This window comes from Duffyella gerundensis (assembly GCF_001517405.1).
In the GTDB taxonomy this organism is placed as follows: domain Bacteria; phylum Pseudomonadota; class Gammaproteobacteria; order Enterobacterales; family Enterobacteriaceae; genus Duffyella; species Duffyella gerundensis.
On sequence record NZ_LN907827.1, the window covers coordinates 2038950 to 2056568 of the forward strand.

The 17619-nt window shown below is 54.7% G+C and carries 19 protein-coding genes; 10 read left to right on the top strand and 9 right to left on the bottom strand.

The genetic code is table 11. The annotated features are described in order from the left end of the window. Positions 1–13: 13 nt before the first annotated feature. On the bottom strand, positions 14–685 hold the full coding sequence (gene pspA / locus EM595_RS09465; protein WP_067430879.1) for a phage shock protein PspA: 672 nt from the start codon (positions 683–685) through the stop codon (positions 14–16). 164 nt (positions 686–849) lie between these two features. Here pspA and pspF point away from each other — a divergent pair, with 164 nt between their 5' ends. The 8 genes from pspF to EM595_RS09505 all read left to right on the top strand — a co-directional run bounded on the left by pspF (position 850) and on the right by EM595_RS09505 (position 9587). Further along, a complete protein-coding gene (gene pspF, locus EM595_RS09470; RefSeq protein ID WP_067435335.1) occupies positions 850–1854 on the top strand; it encodes a phage shock protein operon transcriptional activator in 1005 nt (334 codons plus the stop codon). A gap of 314 nt (positions 1855–2168) precedes the next feature. Beyond that, entirely contained in the window at positions 2169–3788 is a 1620-nt protein-coding gene (gene sapA / locus EM595_RS09475) for an ABC transporter substrate-binding protein SapA (protein ID WP_067430895.1), read from the top strand. Further along, positions 3785–4750 carry a putrescine export ABC transporter permease SapB gene (gene sapB, locus EM595_RS09480; protein ID WP_067430898.1) on the top strand — a complete coding sequence of 322 codons (966 nt, stop codon included), beginning with the start codon at positions 3785–3787 and terminating at the stop codon, positions 4748–4750. The genes sapA and sapB overlap by 4 nt, the downstream gene beginning before the upstream one ends. Further along, the gene (gene sapC, locus EM595_RS09485; RefSeq protein ID WP_067430901.1) at positions 4737–5627 is read left to right on the top strand and encodes a putrescine export ABC transporter permease SapC; all 891 of its coding nucleotides are present in this window, start codon (positions 4737–4739) and stop codon (positions 5625–5627) included. Before sapB ends, sapC begins: the two co-directional genes overlap by 14 nt. Before the next feature lie 2 nt (positions 5628–5629). After that, positions 5630–6622, top strand: a complete 993-nt coding sequence (sapD, locus tag EM595_RS09490; protein WP_067430904.1) for a putrescine export ABC transporter ATP-binding protein SapD — start codon at positions 5630–5632, stop codon at positions 6620–6622. Beyond that, positions 6622–7431 carry a putrescine export ABC transporter ATP-binding protein SapF gene (gene sapF, locus EM595_RS09495; protein ID WP_067430906.1) on the top strand — a complete coding sequence of 270 codons (810 nt, stop codon included), beginning with the start codon at positions 6622–6624 and terminating at the stop codon, positions 7429–7431. The genes sapD and sapF overlap by 1 nt, the downstream gene beginning before the upstream one ends. Positions 7432–7555: 124 nt before the next feature. Continuing rightward, a complete protein-coding gene (gene fabI / locus EM595_RS09500) occupies positions 7556–8344 on the top strand; it encodes an enoyl-ACP reductase FabI (RefSeq protein WP_067430907.1) in 789 nt (262 codons plus the stop codon). A 193-nt stretch (positions 8345–8537) separates the two neighbouring features. Further along, positions 8538–9587, top strand: coding sequence for a CMD domain-containing protein (locus EM595_RS09505; RefSeq protein WP_067430908.1), 1050 nt, complete (start codon positions 8538–8540; stop codon positions 9585–9587). On the opposite strand, the gene EM595_RS09510 is transcribed toward EM595_RS09505, so the two are convergent. The 4 genes from EM595_RS09510 to EM595_RS09520 all read right to left on the bottom strand — a co-directional run bounded on the left by EM595_RS09510 (position 9577) and on the right by EM595_RS09520 (position 12933). Beyond that, positions 9577–10473, bottom strand: coding sequence for a LysR family transcriptional regulator (locus tag EM595_RS09510; RefSeq protein WP_067430910.1), 897 nt, complete (start codon positions 10471–10473; stop codon positions 9577–9579). The genes EM595_RS09505 and EM595_RS09510 overlap by 11 nt on opposite strands. Positions 10474–11472: 999 nt before the next feature. Then, positions 11473–11727, bottom strand: a complete 255-nt coding sequence (locus tag EM595_RS21355) for a hypothetical protein (protein ID WP_071852505.1) — start codon at positions 11725–11727, stop codon at positions 11473–11475. Between the two features lie 365 nt (positions 11728–12092). Beyond that, complete coding sequence (locus EM595_RS09515; protein ID WP_067430912.1) at positions 12093–12329, bottom strand: hypothetical protein; 237 nt, start codon at positions 12327–12329, stop codon at positions 12093–12095. Positions 12330–12663: 334 nt separating this feature from the next. Further along, a complete protein-coding gene (locus tag EM595_RS09520) occupies positions 12664–12933 on the bottom strand; it encodes a hypothetical protein (protein ID WP_157883917.1) in 270 nt (89 codons plus the stop codon). 251 nt (positions 12934–13184) lie between these two features. Here EM595_RS09520 and EM595_RS09525 point away from each other — a divergent pair, with 251 nt between their 5' ends. Further along, positions 13185–13364, top strand: coding sequence for a hypothetical protein (locus EM595_RS09525; protein ID WP_067435341.1), 180 nt, complete (start codon positions 13185–13187; stop codon positions 13362–13364). A gap of 60 nt (positions 13365–13424) precedes the next feature. Here the strand turns inward: EM595_RS09525 and EM595_RS09530 are convergent, their stop codons facing one another. The 4 genes from EM595_RS09530 to EM595_RS09545 form a co-directional block, all read right to left on the bottom strand. Then, positions 13425–13721, bottom strand: a complete 297-nt coding sequence (locus EM595_RS09530; protein ID WP_067430914.1) for a hypothetical protein — start codon at positions 13719–13721, stop codon at positions 13425–13427. An 87-nt stretch (positions 13722–13808) separates the two neighbouring features. Continuing rightward, the gene (locus tag EM595_RS09535; RefSeq protein WP_067430916.1) at positions 13809–15581 is read right to left on the bottom strand and encodes a putative bifunctional diguanylate cyclase/phosphodiesterase; all 1773 of its coding nucleotides are present in this window, start codon (positions 15579–15581) and stop codon (positions 13809–13811) included. A gap of 396 nt (positions 15582–15977) precedes the next feature. Continuing rightward, positions 15978–16331, bottom strand: coding sequence for an STY1065/STY2022 family phage-derived protein (locus EM595_RS09540; RefSeq protein ID WP_067430921.1), 354 nt, complete (start codon positions 16329–16331; stop codon positions 15978–15980). 82 nt (positions 16332–16413) lie between these two features. Beyond that, a complete protein-coding gene (locus tag EM595_RS09545) occupies positions 16414–17127 on the bottom strand; it encodes a YnfC family lipoprotein (protein WP_067430923.1) in 714 nt (237 codons plus the stop codon). 150 nt (positions 17128–17277) lie between these two features. Between EM595_RS09545 and EM595_RS09550 the strand changes: the two genes are divergently transcribed. Next, positions 17278–17598 carry a hypothetical protein gene (locus EM595_RS09550; protein WP_067430926.1) on the top strand — a complete coding sequence of 107 codons (321 nt, stop codon included), beginning with the start codon at positions 17278–17280 and terminating at the stop codon, positions 17596–17598. The last annotated feature ends 21 nt before the right edge of the window (positions 17599–17619 follow it).

A 17619-nucleotide genomic window follows, 5' to 3' on the forward strand; every position in this document is an offset into this window, starting at 1 on the left:
CCGGCAGCTGTGCTTATTCACCGGCCGGGCGGTTCATCTTCGCTTTCAGTGCCGCCAGCTGCTCGCTGATTTCATCGTCGGCATGCAGTTCGGCAAACTGCTGGTCCAGCGTTTTTGATTTGCCAAAGCTGTGGCTTTCCGCCTCGGCTTCCATATGGTCGATGCGGCGTTCAAACGATTCAAAACGCGCCATTGCTTCGTCAATTTTACCGCTGTCCAGCTGACGACGAACATCGCGTGATGAGGAAGCAGCCTGATGACGCAGCGTTAACGCCTGCTGACGCGCGCGGGTTTCGCCCAGTTTTTTCTCCAGCTCGCCGATTTCGCCTTTCATGCGCAACAGGCTTTCATCAATCTGCGTCGCTTCGCTGGTCAGCGTTACCATCAGATCGGTCAGCTTCTGTTTTTCAATCAGCGCCGCACGGGCCAGATCGTCTTTGTCTTTACGCAGGGCCAGCTCCGCTTTTTCCTGCCATTCGGCCTGCTGCATATCCGCCTGCTCAATGCGACGGTTGAGCTGCTTTTTCTCCGCCAGCGCACGCGCTGAGGTGGAACGCACTTCAACCAGCGTATCTTCCATCTCCTGGATCATCAGACGAACCAGTTTTTGTGGATCTTCTGCTTTTTCCAGCAGTGAATTAATGTTGGCGTTAACGATGTCAGCAAAACGAGAAAAAATACCCATAATCACGATCCTCCAGGACTGTTTAAAAGTTATCAAGCACTGGTTTCTCTATTCAATTAGCGTGCCAGTTATTAAGTTACTGTTTTTTAAAAACTTTTAAATTACACGCCACGCAATCCAGCAGGTAATATGGTGAAATTAATCAACATCTGGTGAAATTGATGATGGCCGACCACATTGAAAACCTGTTAGGCGAGTCGAATAACTTTCTTGAGGTGCTGGAACAGGTGTCACGACTGGCACCGCTCAATAAGCCGGTGCTGGTTATCGGTGAACGCGGCACCGGTAAAGAGCTGATTGCCAGCCGCCTGCACTACCTTTCCGACCGCTGGCAAGGGCCTTTTATTTCGCTGAACTGCGCGGCCCTGAATGAAAACCTGCTTGATTCCGAACTCTTCGGTCACGAAGCGGGCGCCTTCACCGGCGCGCAAAAGCGCCACCTTGGACGCTTCGAGCGCGCGGACGGCGGCACGCTGTTTCTCGACGAGTTGGCCACCGCGCCCATGCTGGTGCAGGAGAAGCTGCTGCGGGTGATCGAGTATGGTCAGCTGGAACGCGTCGGCGGCAGCCAGCCGCTGCAGGTTAACGTTCGGCTGGTCTGCGCCACCAATGAAGATTTACCGGCGCTGGCGCAGGCGGGTAAATTCCGCGCCGATCTGCTCGACCGCCTGGCGTTTGATGTGGTGCAACTGCCGCCGTTGCGTGAGCGACGCAGCGATATTCTGGTCATGGCGAATCACTTTGCTATTCAAATGTGTCGCGAGCTGGGCATGCCGCTGTTCAGCGGCTTTAGTGAGCAGGCGCAGCAGGTGCTGCTTAACTGGCGCTGGCCGGGCAACGTGCGCGAACTGAAAAACGTGGTTGAGCGTTCAGTCTACCGGCATGCCACAGTGGATGATCCGCTGGATACCATCATTATCGATCCCTTTGCCCGCACCTCGCTGGCGCAGCCGGAAATCACCCAGGTTACGACGCCTCAAGCCTTGCCGACTTTACCGCTCGATCTGCGCCACTGGCAAAATCAGCAGGAACAACAGCTGGTGGAGCAGAGCCTGGCGCAGGCGAAGTTTAGCCAGCGCCGCGCCGCTGAACTGTTAGGTGTGACCTACCATCAGCTGCGGGCAATGATGAAAAAACATGGCATTCAGGTTCGCGACGAGCTGAGTTAACGGCAGCCTTGCTGCCCTTCTTTCATCCAGCGAGGGCAAAAAAAAGCCCGCACAAGGCGGGCAACTAATACTGGAAGCAATGTGAGCAATGTCGTGCTCTTCTTCGGCAGAGCCGCCGTTGAAGCGCAAATGAATAGTAATCATTCTCAATATCATCTGTAAAGCAGTTTGTTGAGAATTTTTCTCATTACCACAGCGATATTGGGTGTATTTACAGCAGCCTGTCTTGCGGAGTGACGCAGAGAGCCAGCAAATTTGGGCGACAGCGCGGAGTAAGATACACTTTCATTAACGAACTATAGCCCGAAGAATCTATGTCCAGACTTATAATGATGCTCCTTCTGGGGTCAGCGCTGCTGAGCTCTGCGGCCAGATCGGCGCTGCCTGCCGATATTCGTCACAGTGGCTTTGTCTACTGCGTAAACGGCGCGATTAACACTTTTAATCCGCAGCTGGCCAGCAGCGGATTGATTGTCGATACCCTTGCCGCACAGCTTTACGACCGGCTGCTGGATGTGGATCCCAACACCTATCGTCTGGCACCCGAGCTGGCGAGAAGCTGGGAAGTGCGCGACAACGGTGCCACCTATCGCCTCTATCTGCGTCACGATGTGAATTTTCAAAAGACCGCGACCTTTACGCCCAGCCGTCGATTGAATGCCGATGATGTGGTGTTCAGCCTGGCGCGGATGTTTGATGTGCATCATCCGTGGCACAACGTTAACGGCGGCAGCTATCCCTATTTTGACAGCCTGCAATTTACCGACAGCGTGCAGAGCATCAAAAAGCTGGATAACTACACGGTTGAGATCCGGCTCAACAGCCCGGACGCCTCTTTTTTATGGCATCTGGCTACCCATTACGCGCCGGTGCTGTCGAAAGAATACGCTGACCAGCTCACCGCGCGCGGCATGCAGGAAGCGCTGGATCGCGAGCCGGTTGGCAGCGGCCCGTTTATGCTCAGCGAGTACCGCGCCGGGCAATATATTCGCCTCGCCCGCAATCCAGGCTACTGGAAAGGCGTGCCGCGCATGCCGCAGGTAGTGATCGACATGGGTGCGGGTGGCACCGGTCGTCTGTCAAAGCTGCTGACCGGCGAATGTGACGTGCTGGCGTATCCTGCCGCCAGCCAGCTGACCATTCTGCGCGACGATCCGCGGCTGCGCATGACGCTGCGCCCCGGCATGAACATCGCCTATCTGGCATTTAACACCCGCAAACCGCCGCTGAACCGCCCGGAAGTCCGGCAGGCACTGGCGCTGGCGATCAACAATGAACGCCTGATGGAGTCGATCTATTACGGCACGGCAGAAACCGCAGCGTCGATTTTGCCGCGCGCCTCCTGGGCTTATGACGGCAGCGCGCGCGTGACCGAATACAATCCGCAAAAATCACGCGAGCAGCTACGGGCGCTGGGCGTGGAAAATCTGGAAATGTCGCTGTGGGTGCCCGCTGCCTCACAATCCTGGAACCCGAGCCCGCTGAAAACCGCCGAGCTGATTCAGGCCGATCTGGCGCAGGTCGGCGTGAAAGTTACCATCGTGCCGGTGGATGGGCGCTTTCAGGAGGCGCGGCTGATGGAGATGAATCACGATTTGACGCTCAGCGGCTGGAGCACCGACAGCAACGATCCCGACAGCTTTTTCCGTCCGCTGCTGAGCTGCGCGGCGATCACCTCGCAAACTAACTATGCGCACTGGTGCAACAGCACCTTTGATCAGACGCTGCATAAAGCCCTGCTGTCACAGCAGCTGGCGAGCCGCATCGACAGCTATAATCATGCCCAGAAAATTCTGGCGCAGGAGCTGCCGGTGCTGCCGCTGGCGTCGTCGTTACGCATTCAGGCCTATCGCCACGACATTAAAGGCCTGGTGCTGAGCCCGTTTGGCAACGCCTCGTTTGCCGGTGTTTATCGTGAGGGCGCTACGCCATGATTATCTACTCGCTGCGGCGTCTGGTGCTGCTGCTGATCACGCTGTTTCTGCTGTCGCTGGTCAGCTTTAGTCTGAGCTATTTCACCCCCAACGCTCCGCTGTTGGGCGCCTCGCTGCTTGATGCCTGGTGGTTCTGGTTTAAAGGCATGCTGACCTTTGATTTTGGTATCTCGAGCATTAACGGCCAGCCGATCGGCGATCAGCTGCTTGAGGTACTGCCCGCTACGCTGGAGCTTTGCATCGTCGCCTTTGTTCTGGCGCTGCTGATTGGCATTCCGGTGGGGATTATTGCGGGTGTGATGCGCAATAAATGGCAGGATAAAGCGATCAGTGCCGTCGCGCTGATCGGTTTTTCCATGCCGGTGTTCTGGCTGGCGCTGCTGATGACGCTGTTTTTCTCGCTGACGCTCGGCTGGCTGCCGGTGTCGGGTCGCTTCGATCTGCTCTATCAGGTGAAAACCATTACCGGCTTTGCGCTGATTGATGCCTGGCTCAGTGATTCGCCGTGGCGCGATGAGATGATGACCAGCGTGCTGCTGCACATGCTGCTGCCGGTGATTACGCTGGCGGTGGCGCCGACCACCGAAGTGATTCGCCTGATGCGCATCTCCACCAGCGAGGTGATCGATAAAAACTACATCAAGGCCGCCGCCACGCGCGGCCTGTCGCGCTTTGCGGTGATTCGTCGCCACGTGCTGCATAACGCACTGCCGCCGGTCATACCGCGGCTGGGGTTACAGTTTTCGTCCATGCTGACGCTGGCGATGATCACCGAAATGGTCTTCAACTGGCCCGGCCTTGGGCGCTGGATGATCAACGCCATTCGCCAGCAGGATTATGCGGCTATTTCAGCGGGCGTAATGGTGGTCGGTGGGATGGTGATCGTGGTGAACGTGCTGTCAGATATTCTTGGCGCGGCAACGAATCCGTTGAAACATAAGGAATGGTATGCCCTCAGATAACATTTATGCCGAGAAGAAGCTGCCGGGCCCGTTTCTGCACACCTGGCGGTTGTTTTATCGCGATACGGTAGCGATGATCGGCTTTTACAGCTTTATTGCTCTGCTGCTGCTCTGTATTTTTGGCGGCCTGATGGCGCCGTATGGGCTGGATCAGCAGTTCCTCGGCTATCAGCTGCAGCCGCCATCGTGGTCGCGTTACGGTGACGTCTCTTTTTTCCTCGGCACCGATGATTTGGGCCGCGATGTGCTGAGCCGGCTGTTGAGCGGCGCGGCGCCGACCGTCGGCTCGGCGCTGTTGGTGACGCTGTTTGCTGCGCTCTGCGCCACCGGGCTGGGTATGCTCGCCGGAATGACGCACGGTCTGCGATCGGCTTTTTTGAATCACTTGCTTGATACACTGCTGTCGATCCCGTCGCTGCTGCTGGCGATTATCGTGGTGGCCTTTCTTGGGCCGCGGCTGGAGCATGCGCTGTTGGCCGTCTGGCTGGCGATTTTACCGCGCATGGTGCGCGACATTTACAGCGCCATTCACGATGAGCTGGAGAAGGATTATGTTGTCGCCGCCCGGCTGGACGGTGCCAGCAACATCAATATTCTCTGGCATGCGATTTTGCCTAATATCCTCGGCCTGCTGATCGCTGAGTTTACCCGCGCTTTTTCGATGGCGATTCTGGATATCGCCGCTCTCGGCTTTCTCGACCTCGGCGCTCAGCTGCCGTCGCCAGAATGGGGAGCGATGCTGGGTGATTCGCTGGAGCTGATCTACGTGGCGCCGTGGACGGTTATGCTGCCCGGCGCGGCGATTACCGCCAGCGTGTTGTCGGTTAATCTTCTTGGCGACGGCATCAGACGCGCGCTGGATGCGGGAGTGGAATAATCATGCCATTACTTGATATTCGTAATCTGACCATTGAATTTATGACCGCCGACGGACCGGTAAAAGCGGTGGATCGCGTGAATCTTACCCTTAACGAAGGGGAAATCCGCGGCATTGTGGGCGAATCGGGTTCGGGCAAGAGTCTGATCGCCAAGGCGATTTGTGGCGTGACCAAAGATAACTGGCGCGTCACCGCTGACCGCATGCGCTTTAATGATATCGATCTGCTGCAGCTGTCACCGCGCGAGCGACGCCGCGTAATGGGGCACAACGTCTCCATGATTTTTCAGGAGCCGCAATCCTGTCTCGATCCCTCCGCCAGCATTGGCCGCCAGCTGATGCAGGCGATTCCCGGCTGGACCTGGAAAGGTCGCTGGTATCAGCGTTTTCGCTGGCGCCACGTGCGTGCCATTGAGCTGCTGCATCGCGTTGGCATCAAAGATCACAAAGACATCATGAGCAGTTTTCCCTATGAGTTAACCGAAGGGGAATGCCAGAAAGTGATGATCGCCATTGCGCTGGCCAATCAGCCGCGGCTGTTGATTGCCGATGAGCCGACCAACGCCATGGAGCCGACGACGCAGGCACAAATTTTCCGCCTGCTGAGCCGACTCAATCAGAACAACAGCACCACAATTTTGCTGATCAGCCACGATTTGCAGATGCTGAGCCACTGGGCGAACCGCATCAACGTGATGTACTGCGGGCAAACCATGGAAACGGCGCAAAGCGAAGAGCTGATCGCCGTGCCGCACCATCCTTATACTCAGGCGCTGATCCGCGCTATGCCCGACTTTGGGCGAGCGATTCCGCACAAAAGCCGCCTGAATACCCTGCCGGGTGCCATTCCTTCGCTGGAGCATCTGCCGATCGGCTGTCGGCTCGGGCCACGCTGCCCTTACGCGCAGAAAAAGTGCATTGAAACGCCGCGGCTGGCGGGTGGCAAAAGCCATCTCTTCGCCTGCCACTTCCCGCTCAATCGCGGAGGCCAGTAATGAACGATATGCTGCTCAGGGTTAGCAACCTCAGCAAGACCTGGCGTTACCGCACCGGGCTGTTTCGCCGCCAGCACGTTGAGGCGGTGAAAAATGTCAGCTTTACCCTGCAAGAGAGGCAGACGCTAGCGATCATCGGCGAAAACGGCTCGGGTAAATCGACGCTGGCCAAAATGCTCAGCGGCATGGTGCCGCCCAGCGCCGGTGAAATGGCCATCGACGATCACCTGCTGCAATGGGGCGATTACGCCTGGCGCAGTCAGCGTATCCGCATGATCTTTCAGGACCCGTCTACCGCGCTGAATCCGCGCCAGCGTATCAGTCAGATTCTGGAATTCCCGCTGCGACTCAATACCGACCTCGACGCCGTGGCGCGGGAGAAACGCATTATCGATACTCTGCGTCAGGTCGGCTTGCTGCGCGATCACGCCGCCTATTATCCGCACATGCTGGCGCCAGGCCAGAAACAGCGTATTGGCCTGGCGCGCGCGCTGATTCTGCAGCCGCAGGTTATCGTCGCCGATGAGGCGCTCGCTTCACTGGATATGTCGATGCGTTCACAGTTGATCAATTTGATGCTGGAACTGCAGGAGAAACACGGTATTGCTTATATTTACGTCACCCAACACCTGGGCATGATGAAGCACATCAGCGATCAGGTGCTGGTGATGCATCAGGGTGAAGTGGTCGAGCGCGGCAACACCGCTGAAGTACTGGCAAATCCGCAGCACGACCAGACCAAACGGCTGATTAACAGCCACTTTGGTGAACCCTTAACCGCTGAAGCCTGGCGGCAACATAGCGAATGATCCGATAGCGAGGTCAGATTAACGCTCGCTGGAGACTCGTGCTAGAATCGCCGGGTCGATTATCGTCGGTCGCCTGATTTTTAACCTGCGGCCGCCAACAACAATGACCACAAGGACTACAACTATGGGTTTTCTTTCCGGTAAGCGCATTCTGATTACTGGCGTTGCCAGTAAACTCTCCATCGCCTACGGTATTGCGCAGGCGATGCACAAGCAGGGCGCAGAACTGGCATTCACCTACCAGAACGACAAATTGAAAAGTCGTGTGGAAGAGTTTGCGAAAGATCTGGGTTCAAGCATCGTATTACCTTGCGATGTCGCTGAAGATGAGAGCATCACCGCGCTGTTTACCGAACTGGCTAAAACCTGGGACAAATTTGACGGTTTTGTTCACTCTATCGGCTTCGCTCCTGGCGACCAGCTGGATGGCGACTATGTGAACGCCGTTACGCGTGAAGGCTTTAAAATCGCTCACGACATCAGCGCCTACAGCTTTGTTGCCATGGCCAAAGAGTGTCGCGCCATGCTGAACCCAAATTCAGCGCTGCTGACGCTCTCTTACCTCGGTGCCGAGCGCGCTATTCCAAACTACAACGTGATGGGCCTGGCGAAAGCGTCGCTGGAAGCCAACGTGCGTTACATGGCCAACGCGATGGGTCCGGAAGGCGTGCGTGTTAACGCCGTTTCCGCTGGTCCAATCCGCACCCTGGCAGCATCAGGCATCAAAGATTTCCGTAAGATGCTGGCCCACTGCGAAGCGGTTACCCCGATTCGTCGTACCGTAACCATCGAAGATGTCGGCAACTCAGCGGCCTTCCTGTGTTCTGACCTGGCAGGCGGCATCACCGGTGAAATCGTTCACGTTGATGGCGGCTTCAGCATCGCCGCAATGAACGAACTGGAACTGAAATAAGTTTTACAGGGCGAGGTTCTCTCGCCCTGCTCTCGCCTGCCTGCACCGCCCGCCCTGCGTTATAGCATCTTGCTATTTATTATCACCGATCATTCTTTTGCAGCCTGCCAGCCATAAGCGACGATAGCGACAGCTACTCAGAGCCGCTGCGCCTTCGCGTACCGGAAGCTGTTAATCTGTAAAAGGAATCCACATGGAACATCGCCGCCTCTCCGGCAACAGCCACTGGTATCATGAAACACAATCCTGTCGCTGTTCAGCACCCGCGCCGTCAGGCGACTCTTCTGCCGCCGCTGACGCCTTCCTGCTGGATCTTACCTGGTCTGTTCCGCCGCAGCTGCAGGAGGTTTTTCATACCGCCCGCCATCTCGGTGCGACGCTGTTTCCACAGCATTGCCCTACCTCGTTAACCCATACGCTTTCTCTTTACGATCGTCTGAGCACGGCACTGACCGTGGCGCAGGTAGCGGGTGTGCAACGACTGTGCAATCACTACGCCAGCCGACTCTACCCCCTCTCCAGCACCGACTCATCGCGGGAGAGCAATAATCGCCTGACGCAGATGACCCAGTTTGCCCGTCAGCTGGCGATGCAGCCGTCGCTGATCGATGGCGACGCAATGGCTGCGCTGGATGCGGTGGGCCTGACCGAGCCCGACATCGTGACGCTGTGTCAGATTGTTGGCTTTATCAGCTATCAGGCGCGCGTCGTCGCGGGCGTACAGGCGCTAAACGGCCTGCCGGTGCGCTGGCTGCCCGGCCTCAGCGCTGCGCCCGATGCGGACGAGCAGCACCCGCGCGCGGCCTGTACACTTAACCCGGTCACGTCCGGCTATGCCACGCCTGAACAGCAGCAGGCGGTGCGCTTTGCCGCGACGACGCTTTCTTCTGAGACGCTGCGCTGGCGGCTGGCACACGATGCCAGCGCCCTTAGCGCATGGTGTGCGTTGCATCAACAGCTGGAGACCTTGTCGGCAACGGCATTGGTGATGGCGGTCACTGCGCGCCTCAACGGCAATCGCCTCACCGCGGCTGCGCCACCTGATGCAACCTTAACCGCTGAGACGGAGAATGGGCTGATTCAGCTGGCGACGCAGCTGACCCGCCTGCCGGCCACCTTTAGCGCGGCGCATCTGCAGACGTTAAAAGAACAGGGATTTGATGAGCCGACGCTGGCGCTGCTGATTCAGCACGTTGCGCTGGCTAACTGGGATGACCGGCTGCTGCCCGCCTTTACTGACTAAGGTGCCGACGCAGCTCATCGAAGAAGTGCTGAGCCAGCGGTGACGCCCGCCCTGGTTCAGCTACCACCAGCGCCGCATGGCGCGACATCGGCGGGATATCCAGCTTACGGCGCGCCAGCTGTTGCAGATTGCTTTCCAGCAGATGCCCGACCGGCGCAATCATGCAGCCCAGCCCCACCTCCACCGCCTGCAACAGTTGAAATACCGATGTGGTTTCGAGAATAACCCGCGGCTGCAGTCCTGCATCGCGAAAATGGTTATCAAGATAGCGGCGAAAATAGCGCGTCGGCTCAGCCAGACAGAGCGGCAGATCTTTAAGCTGCGCGATGGTCAGCGCCTCAGCCTGTTCCAGCGCTGGAAAATGGTGCGGATGAAAAACCAGTTCCACGCCTTCATCGGCTAAAAGCTCAGCCTGAAAGTGCAGTTCGCGCAGCGTGGAGAGTTCGAAAAATCCAATACCGGCATCCACCGTGTGACTGTTTAGCGCCTCAAGCAGCTGATCGGCGCTCAGCACCGCGATGCGATAATCGAGCTGGGGATAGCGCTCCTGCACCGCCTTCAGCAATTTTGGCAGTGATATGCTGCACTGCGGCACCACGCCAATGCGCAGCGTGCCGTTTACGCCATGCTTGAGCGATTCCACTTCCAGCTTCAGGCCCTGATAAACCGACACGATTTCCCGCGCCCAGGTCAGCACGCGTTCCCCTTCGGCGGTAAAGCCATCAAAATTGTTGCTGCGGTTGATCAGCGACAGGCCAAGCTCACGCTCCAGATTCTTCAGGCGCATGGAGAGCGTTGGCTGACTGACAAAGCTCGCCTCTGCCGCCCGGCCAAAGTGGCGTTCGCGCTCAAGATTACAGAGATAGATAAGCTGTTTTATGTCCATTATTTTTATTTATCAACCACTTAAATTTAATACAGAGATCAGTTAAAAAACGGTGTACGTCGTTATGTGCGCGTAAAATTTTACCCTGTTAAGCCCGTCGCTTATCTGCCGAATAGCAGCTATCAGCGTCGGTTAATGGGCGCTTTATAGTAGCATGGCAGGCATTGTGAGCTTTGCGGATCAGGCTGTAGGAGATAATTCTTACGCTTGTATTGCTGGCTGAGCATAGCAAGCCAGAACTGGATGACGTTACCCGCGGAATGAAAGGATTTTATTGTCAGCAGAGTGTCGCTGACAGTTCGCTGCGTTTAACTGGCGTGAACGACGGATACACCTGTTAACGCTGGCTGGGGCTTTTTTTTGCCCTCTTTTTACAGGCTATTTTTATTCTATTGGTTAGCAGAACTGATTTCCCTGGTGCGCTTACTGCTTATTTAGTGGGATACGGCCATGCGTGATCCATACCGATCATCGATAGTGAACCGCTGGCGGCGAAGTACACAATCATTAACGTAAATATTACAAATGCCGTGATTTCAATAGATTTGATCAGATGATGCTTAGCCATAAATAGCCCTCTTACGGTTGTGTGTATTGAACTGCTCCTGTGTAATTTAGAATGTTACCGGTAAAGTGCAAGCCTGTTTTACATAAGGAAACATAAAGAGTTAGCCGTCTCATAGCGCAGAACATGTGTGCTCGGAGGGTAAGTAAACAACAGGTAGGAAATGATGAAGTCGCAGTGAATGATGTTGTGTCCTGGCGCATGGCTTATCTTGCTGCATTAGCTTCAAGGCGAGCGGTGCAAATAGCGGAAAATGCCTGATGAGGGATCGGCCAGCAGCATGCGGGTTTCAACAGATTCAGCGAAAGCGAGCAGAACGGGATAACACAGACGAAGAGAATGCGCCGTTGCCGCAGGGCAATGGCGCAGGGGTGAACATCAGAGGATGGCGGCTTCGCTACATCGTTGAGGCGGCTATGTTATCAAGTGCCCGACTAGCTGCTCAGAGATTTAGTCTGTACCAATATTAACGGGCATTTTCTGACCTTGCAGGCCTGTGAATAGGCCAGCTCGCAAACATCACAGAGATCTCTTATATCTGACTCATATTCATATTCCATGTAATAACGAAAGTTGCCATCACAGGGCTGGGTTCTCCAGAATCGTTGCGGCTCCAGCACTTCATCAAGTTGCCTGAATGTCAGGCCCGTTGGGTTATGAAAACCCACTCTTACCAGGTATGTAGTCATGCAACGATTATTCCCCTAACCGTGACCGGGTAGCCAGCCGGTATTAATTCTCATTGAGATAGGAGAAACCTAACCTGAAGGCTTATGGCCGCCACGTTATCAACGGGATAATACCTGTGAATCCCCGCAAGCAGCTGAGCGTGAGCACGCGGAAGATAAACGGCGGCGGCTTCCTTTGGTGGTTGAAGAAGGAGTAATGGTATGGCGTGAAAGGTAGAGATGTTTGCCGGACAACGCCGCAGAGAAAATCAAGGTTGCCAGGCGAGACGAACGTCTCTGATAGGGTGCCGAAAAAGCTGAGAGCAAGGAATGTGCTGAGAAAAGGTGCCTGCTTTCGCGGCAGGCGTTATATCCCTTCCGCGTGGTTAGCCTGCTGAGCGCTGTAATACCGGCTCGGCCTGAAGCTCCAGCAGCTGCATCACTTTATTCATGGTATTCAGCTCATCGGCTGAATAGGTTTTATTGGCAATGAGGTCGATATTCAGCAGTGTCATAATGCTTTCAGCACAGGTTGGGCTGGCCACCGCCATTGACAGCATCGCCTGTCCGACCAGAAAGCAGGTATTTTTATACTGCGGATTCACGTCATTATTCTTAGCCATTTGCCCTCCGGGATAAGTTAGCACAACGGATTAAAACAGACACATCAGCTAATGACCACGTCTGATTATCGTCAACCCGATGATTGTAAAAGGGTTCTGAATTATTATGCAGGCAGTTTCATTACGTCTGATTTCACATTAATTGCGTTGAGCCATCACTCATTTCAGCCGCAACGGCAGATCAATCGAGGGCGTATCGCACTGTCAGCGCAAGCGGATGCCTTGCCTTTAACCGGACATCATTCGCTGTGGATCATTACCCTGAGCACTGCGCAACAGGCCACTTTCCTCCAACAAAACGTCAAGATTTGTCAATCTTCTTACCGCGTTGCTTTCAGTCGCCGTTACTCTGCCGCCATTCAGTAACCATCTGTTTAGTCACTTCTTTTTTGTAGCATATCGGCGCATAGCCGCCCGCTTTGCTCCAGGCACTGCGCCTGCCGCAACTGCTGCCGTTACGGGCGCTGTTAAACGGACAGGCGCAGGTGCCCGGATAGTCAGCGATCGAATCATCGATAATCTGCTGTTTCACTTCATCGTCACTGAGCGCGTTTTTTTTAGCCAGGGCCGGGTTGCCAGAGAGCATGCCCGCTATTAACACCATCAGCGGTAAAAGCGTTCTGCATCGCATCATTATTCCCTCCGTGATGAAGAAGAAAAATTAACCTTTTTCAGCCTGTTTCAATTGGCCGATTAAACAGCAAAAACGCGTTTTTGCGCTGAAATTGTTCCATGCGGTCAAAATAACAGCACCTTATAACAGGCTATATCGCCGTGACGTTGCTGCTGCGCTTGAGTCCGCGGCGCTTTGCAACTAAACCTGGTAATCTGGCTTGCAACGTTAAGGATGAAAAAATGAAGAAGTGGTTTGTTTCGTACGTGGTAAAGCCGCAGGGTCAGGAGCACAAAACCCTGCATGCGTTTATTGAAGGTGATGACGTTGAGGAAGAACTGACGGCCTATATTTATGGCATCAAAGAGTTGATGAAACTGGAAACGGAAGAGATTACCGTGCTGTCGGTAAGCCTGGTATAAATGGGAAAAGAGATCGCCCCGCTGCTGCGGGGCGCGTCTTACAGAATATCGCTGTCGCCGTTAGCTTTTACTGAGCACATAGCTGAACACCCTGCCGTTTTTCATCTGCACCGTCAGCGTTTTGCCTTCGGTAGTGTCCATCGCTCTGGCTTCGCTGTACGTCCACATCAGCAGTTGCTGACCATCGGGATAAGGCGTTTCGGTGTCAGGCTGACCAAACAGCGAGATCAGTTCCGCCCGTGTGGTGCTGCCTTTGTGGATTTGTTGCACGCCATCAGCATCGATATTGCGCCCAACTGAGTTTGAACAGGCGCTAATTAATACAATGATCGCGCTGAAAATTATCGCTTTATTCACAACCGGCTTCCTGTGAAAACCTTGAGCTGATGGGTAAATGGCGTAACAGAAGCCACCCGCAGGTGGCTTATTGATAACCTGCCCGGTTTAGCGAGCGCGTGGCGCCAGCCAGTGCTCAATGTCGCTGGCAGGAATGGGCTTCGAGCAAAAATAGCCCTGTACCTGATCGCAGCCGTACTGCTTGAGCAGAGTCAGCGTCGCTTCGGTTTCTACCCCTTCAGCCAGCACCGTGTAGTTCAGCTCCTTCAGCATACGAATGATATTACTGACAATAATCCGCGAGGTGGCATCGTTTGCCAGCCGCGTAATCAGCGACATATCAATTTTAACCACGTCCAGCGGCAGATCCTGCAGGTAGCTGATGTTGCTGTAACCGATGCCGAAATCATCCAGCGAGATGTCAAAGCCGTGCGCTTTCAGCGATTGCAACCCTTCCACCGCCACGCGACTCTCTGTCACTAATTCGTTTTCCAGACATTCGATCCCCATTACCGATGCTGGCAACTGTGCGTCCTGCAATTTTGCCGCCAGCGCATCGGCAAAACCTGGCTTGGAGAAATCCCGCTCACTGGCGTTAATCGATACCGGAATCAGGGTGTATTCCTGATTCCAGGTTTTCAGCTGCGCAATCACGCGATTGATGACCCAATCGGTCAGCTCAGACAGCAGATTGGTTTTCTTCGCCAGCGGAATGAACTGTGACGGGAACAGCTCGCCGCGCAGCGGGTGATCCCAGCGTATCAGTGCTTCCAGACCCACGGTTTTACCGCTGTGCAGGCAAATCTTCGGCTGATACACCAGATATAAATCTTCATCCATTTTAAGCGCGCTGGCGAGATCGTTCATGATCAAAAAATCGTCGGTGCGCCGGGAATCGTATGAGGTGTCAAAAGGCATGGCGGTAACGTTGGTATGAATACCTTCGTGCAGCGCGCTGACCGCCTGACGCAGCGCCTCGTTGGCGCTGAGCTGGCCTGGCAAAAACTCGGTTTCGCCGGTGAACACTTCCAGCGCAATGGAGATATTCTCGCCAAGATCGGCATTCATGTTGCTGAGCGTGTTAACCACATCCTGCGCCTGCAGTGCTGTCTCGCTCGGCTGAACGATAGCAAAACGTCCCGGGGCGAAGGCATACAGCGTGGTTTCGCCATTCATCTTGAGACGATGGAAAACGGAAATAGCGATGTGCTTCAGCAGCTGCTCGGCCGGGCCGGTGCCCACGGTGCGAGCCAGCTCATAGGCGCGCTGGATCTCAATGCAGTCAATCAGCATCAGCTTGTGAGATTGTTCGGGATTATCCAGCGCCAGTTGCTGAATATCGCGCACCAGACGTTGACGGTTTGGCAGATTGGTAATGACATCAACAAAACCGGCGTGGCTCCAGGCATCCAGAAATGAGGTCACCAGTTCCGACAGAAACTTCAGCGTGATGAGCTGCTCGTCAGAGAACACCCGTGGTTCAACATCGGTGACGCACAGCGTGCCCAGTACAAAGCCATCTTCATTGGTCAGCGACACGCCCGCGTAAAAACGCATAAACGGCTGGCCAGTCACGAAAGGATGGCTCACAAAGCGATCGTCAAGCAGCGTATCTTCCACCACCAGCTCACCATTGCCATCAACAACGTGTCGGCACAGGGAATCACCGCGGGTCGACTGCTTTAAATCGAAATTCTGCGACGCTTTAATGTATTGGTTATTATCATCAATGATTGAGATAAAACTGCCTGAAATACCTAATACGCGACTGGCCAAACGGACAAACTTATCCAGTGCTTCATCTCTGGTTTCATCGGGTGACAGCAATGTATTCACCGCTCTGAGACGACTTTTCTCAGTATCACTTTGATTATTATGCACTTAGGCCTCCCTGTATGCTGGCCATAAAAACTTAACAGAGGTTAAGATTAATAACGTTCCGGGTGAAATTTAATTAATTGCTGTCACTTTAATATAATGATTTCACTGGTGAATAGTGTCATAAGGCAGCCTTTTTTTCCAAGCATTTAGGCAGAAGCGGACACGAAAAACCGCGCCCTGTTTTATCGGGCCGCGACGCGACGCTGCGGCTGATGCGGCATCGTGGCGTGCAGTGTCGGGGTGTATACGCGGGATAACACGCGCCGCATCATCTGTTTAGCAGGAAAGTTAGCCCATGTGCCGCTGCACAATAATGCCCTTGTCTCCGCCTCGGTTTAATTCACAGTAAAAACTCGAATGTTAAAAATCAGATTAAGGCGAAAGCACACTAAAACATTATTGCGGCTGGCAGTCATAGTCGCCGGAAATACGAATCTGGCTTTGCTGAGTACGCATGATCTCCACATGCATCGTCGGCTTATCATCAGCGTTAACATAATCCATCGCGTAATTACCGCTGAACTTTGTCGCAGCCACCACCCAGTGTATTTTCACCCGCTGATAATCGCCTTTTTGCTGCAAAAAGGTGACCTTTTGCACCTTTGGCTTTACCCCATTAATGCGCACCGTGCCGTTGGCACCGGGCGACACGCTAAACGCGCCGCATTTCATTGCCGGCACGGCGTCGAGGGCCGCAGAGACTTTGCCCGCCATGAGCATGGCGGTGGCGATCAGGATAAGGGTTTTCATTTTCACGGCGTCAGGGTTCTCACGGTAAGGGTCATGTCGAATGGATAAGCTGATGCCGGCACGCGTCGCACAGGCAATCAGATCAGTAAAAGGTGGTTTCCAGCGTCGCCTTAAGGGTCACGCCTGCGCTGTTAGCACCCGGCTGGCGCACAATATCGCAGGCCACAGGAATTTTTTTCTGGTATTCGCAACGCATCGAAATGGTGCTTTCCCCTTCTGGCGTCTTGATGTTCATCGTGTAGTCAGCGGGCCTGGCGGCTTTTTGCGGCCATGTGTAATGAATCTCTTCTATTGTTCTGTTCTCCGCACTGCCGATCACGCTGAGCTGCAATCCAGTATCGTCGTAGGCGTAGCGATAACGCACGCCCGCATATTCCGGTATCGATTCCACCAGCCAGCCCTGCTCGTTGTAACGGAACCGGGTGCGCTGTTTCTTAGCAAGATTGAACTTGCTTTCAATTTCACACTGTTGATTCAGCTCATACACCACCGCCTCGCCATTTTCATCACCGGTCAGCTGGGCAGCCTGTCGCTTAAGATGGACGCGGCCGGAAAGATCGCTGTCCATGGCAAAGGCAATAATGCAGCCCTGACGATCAAACTCAGCATTCACCTCGTGCACTACGCTGCCGCTGCTGTCGGTGGCGCGCTGGTGCAGCTTATGCACGCGGCCGGGCAACGTTTCGAAATCGTAAAGTGATGATAGAGTCATCATGTTGCCTTTGGTCACAGGCGCTTCGCGGTCACAGCCCATCAGCATACAGAGCGGTAACAGCACAAGCCGATGCGTTTTCATTATTCACCCTTGTTGTTATTGAATGACATGCCCTGTCGCCTTATTTGCGGTGCGCTTGTGTGACCTGCCCGGCAATCCGGTGCGTTAAAAAAAGGCTTTCGCTAAAAGGAATTATAATCAGGTTACTGCTGCCCACGAAGGAAGGTTTTTATGCTGTGGATCGAACAAGGCCTCTATTTACGTGTGGAGGAGCTAACCAACGGCCCGCGTCCGCTGCCGTTGCTGAGTGGATTTAATCGCGATACCGCCTATCGGGCGCTGGGCTGCTTTAACCCTTCAGAAACCTCCGACGCTTACTATATTCTCTCCAACGACCGCGATGAAATCTGGTTTATCTGTAATCGCCATCTGCGCACCGCTTTTCTGGCACCGGCCAGCGACGCTTTTCGGCTGGCGCTGACCCACGCTGCATTACTGGCCCGCGCTGCCGAGGCGTCGCCAGCGGCCGTTCCGCTTCATCTTAGCCGCTAGCATGCCGGGATGGCTCGTCAG